The sequence below is a fragment of the uncultured Brachyspira sp. genome (assembly GCF_944393015.1).
Classification (GTDB): Bacteria; Spirochaetota; Brachyspiria; order Brachyspirales; family Brachyspiraceae; genus Brachyspira.
The window spans coordinates 1-7,141 of the sequence record NZ_CALXYQ010000080.1; the positions used below are offsets into that span (position 1 = coordinate 1).

Annotated in this window: 8 protein-coding genes and 2 tRNA genes; 6 read left to right on the forward strand and 4 right to left on the reverse strand. The window is 25.3% G+C overall.

Features of this window, described 5'->3' with window-relative positions; all coding sequences use genetic code 11:
- From Q0K19_RS14590 to Q0K19_RS14600, 3 genes are all read left to right on the forward strand, one after another.
- Window positions 1–190: hypothetical protein (locus Q0K19_RS14590; protein ID WP_297249236.1), on the forward strand; the 190-nt coding region annotated here is incomplete at its 5' end.
- Window positions 187–1,125, forward strand: coding sequence for a glycosyltransferase family 2 protein (locus Q0K19_RS14595; RefSeq protein ID WP_297249238.1), 939 nt, complete (start codon window positions 187–189; stop codon window positions 1,123–1,125). The genes Q0K19_RS14590 and Q0K19_RS14595, both read left to right, overlap by 4 nt.
- Entirely contained in the window at window positions 1,115–2,653 is a 1,539-nt protein-coding gene (locus Q0K19_RS14600) for a glycosyltransferase family 39 protein (protein ID WP_297249240.1), read from the forward strand. Before Q0K19_RS14595 ends, Q0K19_RS14600 begins: the two co-directional genes overlap by 11 nt.
- Before the next feature lie 59 nt (window positions 2,654–2,712).
- Here the strand turns inward: Q0K19_RS14600 and Q0K19_RS14605 are convergent, their stop codons facing one another.
- Both Q0K19_RS14605 and Q0K19_RS14610 read right to left on the reverse strand, forming a co-directional pair.
- Window positions 2,713–3,675: a phosphatidylglycerol lysyltransferase domain-containing protein gene (locus tag Q0K19_RS14605; protein WP_297249242.1), complete on the reverse strand. Its 963-nt coding sequence runs from the start codon at window positions 3,673–3,675 to the stop codon at window positions 2,713–2,715.
- Between the two features lie 71 nt (window positions 3,676–3,746).
- Window positions 3,747–4,304 carry a flavodoxin family protein gene (locus Q0K19_RS14610; protein WP_297249244.1) on the reverse strand — a complete coding sequence of 186 codons (558 nt, stop codon included), beginning with the start codon at window positions 4,302–4,304 and terminating at the stop codon, window positions 3,747–3,749.
- 132 nt (window positions 4,305–4,436) lie between these two features.
- Here Q0K19_RS14610 and Q0K19_RS14615 point away from each other — a divergent pair, with 132 nt between their 5' ends.
- Window positions 4,437–4,775, forward strand: a complete 339-nt coding sequence (locus Q0K19_RS14615; RefSeq protein WP_014487822.1) for a helix-turn-helix domain-containing protein — start codon at window positions 4,437–4,439, stop codon at window positions 4,773–4,775.
- Window positions 4,776–4,967: 192 nt separating this feature from the next.
- On the opposite strand, the gene Q0K19_RS14620 is transcribed toward Q0K19_RS14615, so the two are convergent.
- Complete coding sequence (locus Q0K19_RS14620; RefSeq protein ID WP_297249247.1) at window positions 4,968–5,498, reverse strand: SRPBCC family protein; 531 nt, start codon at window positions 5,496–5,498, stop codon at window positions 4,968–4,970.
- Window positions 5,499–6,806, reverse strand: a complete 1,308-nt coding sequence (locus Q0K19_RS14625; RefSeq protein WP_297249249.1) for an AI-2E family transporter — start codon at window positions 6,804–6,806, stop codon at window positions 5,499–5,501. It lies immediately after the preceding gene.
- 154 nt (window positions 6,807–6,960) lie between these two features.
- Between Q0K19_RS14625 and Q0K19_RS14630 the strand changes: the two genes are divergently transcribed.
- Together Q0K19_RS14630 and Q0K19_RS14635 are read left to right on the forward strand one after the other, a co-directional pair.
- Window positions 6,961–7,034: transfer RNA gene (locus Q0K19_RS14630), tRNA-Ile, on the forward strand.
- Window positions 7,035–7,063: 29 nt separating this feature from the next.
- Window positions 7,064–7,137 (forward strand) — tRNA-Ala (locus Q0K19_RS14635).
- The last annotated feature ends 4 nt before the right edge of the window (window positions 7,138–7,141 follow it).

Sequence of the window (7,141 nt, forward strand, 5' to 3'; positions counted from 1 at the left end):
CAGCAAACAGCAAACAGCAAACAGCAAACAGCAAACAGCAAACAGCAAACAGCAAACAGCAAACAGCAAACAGCAAAATTCTAAATTAATCAATAATAATAATTTCTCTCTTACTTTAACAAAAATTCGTTTTATTTTTTCATTGCATTTTTATTTATATAATATTTTTTTTATAGGTGCTACATTATGAAAATAACCATAATAGTACCTTGTTATAATGAAGAGCTTGTTATAGAAATATTATATAAGAGATTGATTAATGTACTTTCTAATTATAATGATTATGAAATAATTTTTATAAATGATGGAAGTAATGATAATACAGAATATATAATAGATAAATATAGAAAAGAAAATAATAATATAAAACTTTTTTCTTTTTCAAGAAATTTCGGTCATCAGGCTGCTGTAAGTTGTGGTATTCTAAATTCTTCTGGTGATATAGCTATAATAATAGATGCTGATTTACAAGATCCTCCAGAACTTATACCTTCTATGATAGATGAATATATAAAATCAAAATCTAACGTTATATATGCCAAAAGAATTTCTAGAGAAGGTGAAAATTTTTTCAAAAAAATAACTGCCAATCTATTTTATAGATTAGTTAATTTATTATCAGATATTAAATTTCCTATAGATACAGGAGATTTTAGACTAATAGATAAGAATGTAATTGATGCCTATAAACAGTTTAAAGAAAATCCAAAATATATCAGAGGATTAATTAGCTGGATGGGATTTAAACAACAGCCATTTTTATATAATAGAAAACCTAGAGAAGCAGGTAAAACTAAATATACTTATAAAAAAATGTTTAATCTAGCTTTAATAGGTATAATATCATTTTCAACAAAACCTTTGAGAATATCTTTAACTTTAGGCATTTTATCTATACTTTGTGGTATTATATTATCTCTATATGTATTTATAAAATATTTCTTTTTTAATGCAGATATTATAAAAGGCTGGGCTTCTATAATGATAACTGTTATTTTTATGGGAGGAGTTCAGCTTTTAAGTTTATCCGTAATTTCTGAATATTTATCAAAAATATATGAACAAATAAAAAATAGACCTGAGTTTATTATAAAAAGTAATAGGGAGACAAATTATGAAAAATAATATTAAAAGATTTATAAATACAATAATAAGTAATAAAATTTTTTTAATTTCATTTGTTTTTATAATATTATCATATATATTAAGAACTATATTATTAATGTTCACTACTTTAATAGATGATGAAGCACATTATGCATTATGGACAAAACATTTACCATTTGGCTTTTTTGACCATGGTGCTGGTATAGCTTTTTTTATGAAGTCAAGTATGATTATATTTGGAAATACTGGATTTGGTGTAAGATTTGGCAGTATTATTATAAGTATATTAGTTTCTGTTTTATTATATTTATTTTTGAAAAAAGAAAAAGATGAAAATACTGCTATTATTTCTGTTATACTTTTTAATACTATCCCATTCTTTGCTGGGCTTTCTTTGATTGTTACCATAGATACCCCTATGTTTTATTTTTTATTATTAGCTATAATGGCTTATTATAAAGCAATTTATTCTAACAAAAATTATTTTTATTTGGCTGGTTTTTTATTTGGTTTTAGCTTACTTTCTAAAGAGGGTGCTATATTTGTAGGTGCTTCTATATCTTTTTTTACACTAATTTCAAAAAATAGAAAATCTATATTTTCATCTAAAGAATTTTATTTATCATTTATTGTTGCTGCTATAGTTTACAGCCCTTTTATTATATATAATTTTCAAACTGATTTTACATTTATAAAATATGCATTAGACAGACAGCTTCAAAAACCAGGAAGTATTAATAGAACTTTAGATTTTTGGGGAGCACAAATAGGATTATATAGTCCTTTATTTTTTATATTATTTTGTTATTTAATAGTAAAAGTGTCTATAGATTTTTTTAAGAAAAAAGAAATAGAAAATAATTTCTATTTTGCTCTCATATCACTATTACCATTCATTTATATACTGCAGAAATCTTTCAAAAATAAATTAGAAGCAAATTGGGCTTTATTTATATATGGAGGAGGGATATTTTTAGCATCATATTATATATCTAAAAATTGGAATAAAAAATATATTAGGAATTTATTTTTAGCTAATATATTATTTTGTAATATAGCAATATTAATAATAATATGTCAGTATTTTTTTGCAATCATACCAATAAAAGGTGATCCTACTGATAGATATTATAAATACAATGCTATAAGATATGATTTAAAAGACTATTATGATTCTTATATGGATAAAGATATAAGAATTTTTGGTTTAAATTATCAAATACCTTCAATGATTAATTTTTATATACATCCTGAAAAAGAGTCTGTATGTTTAAATTGGGGTACATATCATCCTACTGTATTTGATTTTTGGTATAATGATAAAGATTTTTTAGGAAACGATTTTTATCATATAACTACATCATCTGATACGAATTTTATTTCTAAATATTTTGATAATGTTGAATATATTACAAACTTTCAATCATACAGAAAAAAAATAAATGGTGAGATTATATATTTAGATAATTTTTATTTATTTTTATGCAAGAATTATCATGGTAAAGGTATAGACTATATTTATAAAAGTGAAAAAATACAATTTTAATATTTTATATCTGCTCATTATATTATTTTTCTAATAAAATGAGCAGATTTTTTATTTTATTAGAAATCTGTACAGAAACCTTTATACTTCTCTATATATCCTACAGGATTATATGACATTTTTGCTTTTCTAAGTCCTAAATCTCCAACGTCCTGCTCTCTATTAACGAATTTAAATCTTTCATAATCACTTACATAATTTTTTAAATTTTCTAAGAACATTCTGTTTATAGCTTGATATGTTCCTTTGTAATTCCTATCTCCTCTTTCAGAGTGAACTACAATAGTATCTCTCATAGTTAAATCAGCTATTGTGTATGCTACTATTTTATTGTCTATATAAATAGCTCCGCCTATTATGTTATTTATTATATCCCAATTACCGAGCAAAGTTTTTATCATTATAGTATCTGCTTCGGCTCTTACTTCATGGGTTAATAGTTTAGTACTGTCAAAAGTTTCGCATTCTTCTGCATTATTTTCATTTAAAGCAGCATTGTTTTTTTTCTCTTCTTCTTCCCATTTAGCCTCAAAGTCAAGTATATCATTTATTACAGTTTTATTATCTATTGGAACGTATTTGAATTCGTTTTTAAGAAATTGATTATATAAATTTTTCTTATTATGAAATTTTTTACCGGGTAATGTTACTAATTCATTAAAGTCGTATAAGTATTCCCATTCATCTCTAGTTTCTTTTACTTTTATTTTAGTTGTTTTCTCCCAAAATAAAGCAAGTTTTTTAGGTATTCTTATTATGGTTTCACCAGAAATTTCACAAGGGCTAAAATCAGTGCAGAAGTTAGTATTAAACCAATCGCCAACAGGTGCCCAATATATGGTATATGGTGATTTCTGTCTTATCCAAACTAGCTTTTCAGTAAATGCCCATTCAAGCATGTATATATCTTTTAATCCAAGCAAATTCATAAATGTATAATCAGCAGATTGCTCCGGAGTCATAGAAAAATATTTATGATAAAGTTCCTGTTTTTCTAATGAAATAGGTTCAAAATTAATCATGTATTAAAAATCCTTATTTTTTAAATTTATTGACTATAAATTATATATTAAAATGAATTAATGTAAATGATTTAAATTATAGCTTTTCCCATTTCAAATGCTTTATTTAAAAATTCATCTTTTCCTTTTATATCTCCTATATTAAATACTCCTCCTGCAATTAAATAACCTAAATCTTTCCAGCCCAAGTAATTCAATAAAGATTGATAATATTCTATAATTGGTTTAGAATTGTTATCATCATTTCCTTCTGCTGCCATGAGCATAAAACATTCTTTATATGGTGTTTTATAATTAGGATCTATTTCAGCAACAGCGAATATTCTATCTATAAATATTTTTAATTGAGCAGAGAAAGACCAATAATACATAGGTGAAGCTAGTACTAATATATCAGCTTCTTTATAATGAGGATATATTTTATCCATATCATCTTTTTGGCTGCATGGACTATCAGGATTTTTACCGCCTTTCAAGCAGCCTTTACAGCAATGTATATTCATTCTGTCCAAATCGAATTTTATTATATCATTTCCATTAAGTTTTGCTCCTTTAGTAAACTCTTCTATCAATGCAGAAGTATTACCATTTAATCTAGGGCTTCCATTTAAAATTAATATTTTTTTCATTTTTTTACTCCTATATAGTAAATTATTATTGATATTATTATTTTAGTATTATATATTATAATTATCAAGTACTAACAAAAATGTTATATACTAACTAAAAGTAAAGTGTAAAATAACTATAAAGGATAATATATGAAAAAAGATAATAGCAAATTGAAAGAAAAATATATGGAAGATACAGGTTTTGCTTATACTATGTCATTGATATCGGGTAAATATAAAATGATAATATTATATATATTGTCAGAATTAAATGTAGTGAGATATAATGAATTAAAGAGAATAATATCTAATATATCTCATAAAACATTGAGTTTAACTTTGAAAGAATTAGAAAAGGATGATTTAGTTGCTAGGAAAGAATATCCTCAAATACCTCCCAAAGTAGAGTATAGCCTATCTAAAAGAGGAAAATCATTAATACCAATATTAGATGCTATATGCGTATGGGGCGAGAAGAACAGAAAATAGTAATTTTTTATTGTTGCTAGCGATAAACTCGCTAAAAAATAGCTGACAACTTCCTTTGTCAGTTATCAGCTGCTCGTTTATCACTCTAAAAAATTAATAGCATAATTAATATATAAAAGCGAGCCGTAGCCAGCTAGTGAGTAAACTCACTAGCTTATTGTGGGCGTAGACGAGCATAACAATAATAAAAAATTATTGTTTATGTTTGTTTATAAAACTTCTTATTCTCCTGAAAAAATCATTCTTACCGTTTTCATCTATAAGTACATATTTAAGCATAAATCTCAAATATGGATGATATACATACATAGTTTCTTTTATTGTGAGTCTTGTTTTGTCATTTTCAGCATCTTCTAATATATATGTCCATAAAGCTGTAAATTCATTTTCTGTTTTTACCATAGATATTTCGCTATTCTCTATTCTTCTTACTTCTATTAATTCCTGATATGTTCTTCTATTTGAATATGTCTGCATTATTTTTATTTTATCATTATCTAGTTTTTCAGTGCGAACTATTGATATATATTTTAACCAAGCAGGGTAGTTTTCATAATCTATAAGCAAATTATATAATTCATTTCTTTTAATATTAAATATTTGAGTTTTTTCTTTTGAGAATGAAGGTGGTATTTTCTTTCCTATAAATGTTGGTAGGAATATCATAATAGCCATTAGAAATAGTGGAAGTATTATAAATATAGGTACTAAGTAAACTAACATTTATTCGCCTCTTTTCGTTAAAGTGTAAAATTTTGAATGATAATATTTATTAAAAAAGTTTTTTATAGTTATAATAATTATTCCGCAGAAAGGAACAGCAAATAATACTCCTAAGAAACCAAAAAGCACTCCTCCTATAATAGTACTGAACATAACAGCTATAGGGTGTATCTTTACTGATTTTCCTAATATTTTAGGAGCCATTATTCCTGAATCCAATATTTGTATGATGCCGTATATTATACACATTTTTAAAGCACCATGCCACCATACAGGTTCTGTAATTATACCTATAAATAATGCTGATAAAAATGCAGCAAATGGACCTATAAATGGTATGTAATTTAAAAGCCCTCTGAGTAAAGCTAACATAAAAGCATATTTAGTATTTGTTAGAGATAGCATTATATAGCTTATTATAAAAAATGATACTGCTAATATTGTCATTCCTACAACATAACTGTTTATTATGTAGTTTGAATTTTTTATTATATTACTTACAGAGCTTTGCCATCTCATAGGAATTATTTTAATGATTCTTTCTTTAATATTTTGAAAGTCCAGCATTAAATAAAAAGTAACAAACGGAAGTATTACAAAATATGAAAATATTATACTGAATATTGTTGTTATACTATTAATGTTTTGAAATCTAAAATCTATAATTTTTTTATACATTAATGTTATAACACCGCTATTTCCGAATAAAAAATCATTTATGGCTTTTGAATCTATTTCCAAATTTATGTCAAAACTTTTTCCTATAGTTCTATTTAATTTTTCGGATAAATTTATAAGCATATCAGAGATAGAACTATATATTTTGTCTACATATTGAGGTAATGTTTTGAATATTATTTCAACTTGTTCTATAGTTCTAGGAAGTATAAATATAACGAATATTATAGCTAATATTAGTAATGGTATATATATTAATAATACGCCTGCTATTCTAGGAATTTTTTTCTGCATCTTTGTTATTAAAGGATCAAACATATATGCAATGAATATACCCCAAATAAATGGTGCAACTAAGTATCCAGCCTCTTTAATGACCCATAACGTGAATAGGGCTAATATTAATACTATTGATGTTTTAGCCCATATATATTTCCAAAAAGGTATTAGAGCTGCTATAAGTATAAGGAATAATATAATAGGATTTATTATATTCCTAATCAAATAACAAAAATAGAAAAATGCAGTAAATACTATTGTAATTAATAGTATTTCTCCGCCAATAACGAAGATTTTATTATGTGTTAAAGAATTATTATCTCTAGAAAAAAAATTATTTTTATTAATCATATCTTTATAGTATAATATAAAACCGTTTTTTTACAATATATTTTATAAAGTTTTATTAATTATATAAAAATTATATAAAAAAATTCAAAAAAGCACTTGCTATTTTTTTAAAGTGTGCTATAATCTAATACATATCGTTGATGAATAAATAAAAGGGCCTGTAGCTCAGATGGCTAGAGCGTTCGACTGATAATCGAAAGGTCGGTGGTTCAATTCCTCCCAGGCCCACACGCTCAGGTTCTTTAAAATATATACTCGGGGGTTTAGCTCAGTTTGGGAGAGCGACTGCCTTGCACGCAGTAGGTCGTGGGTTCGATCCCCATAACCTCCACATC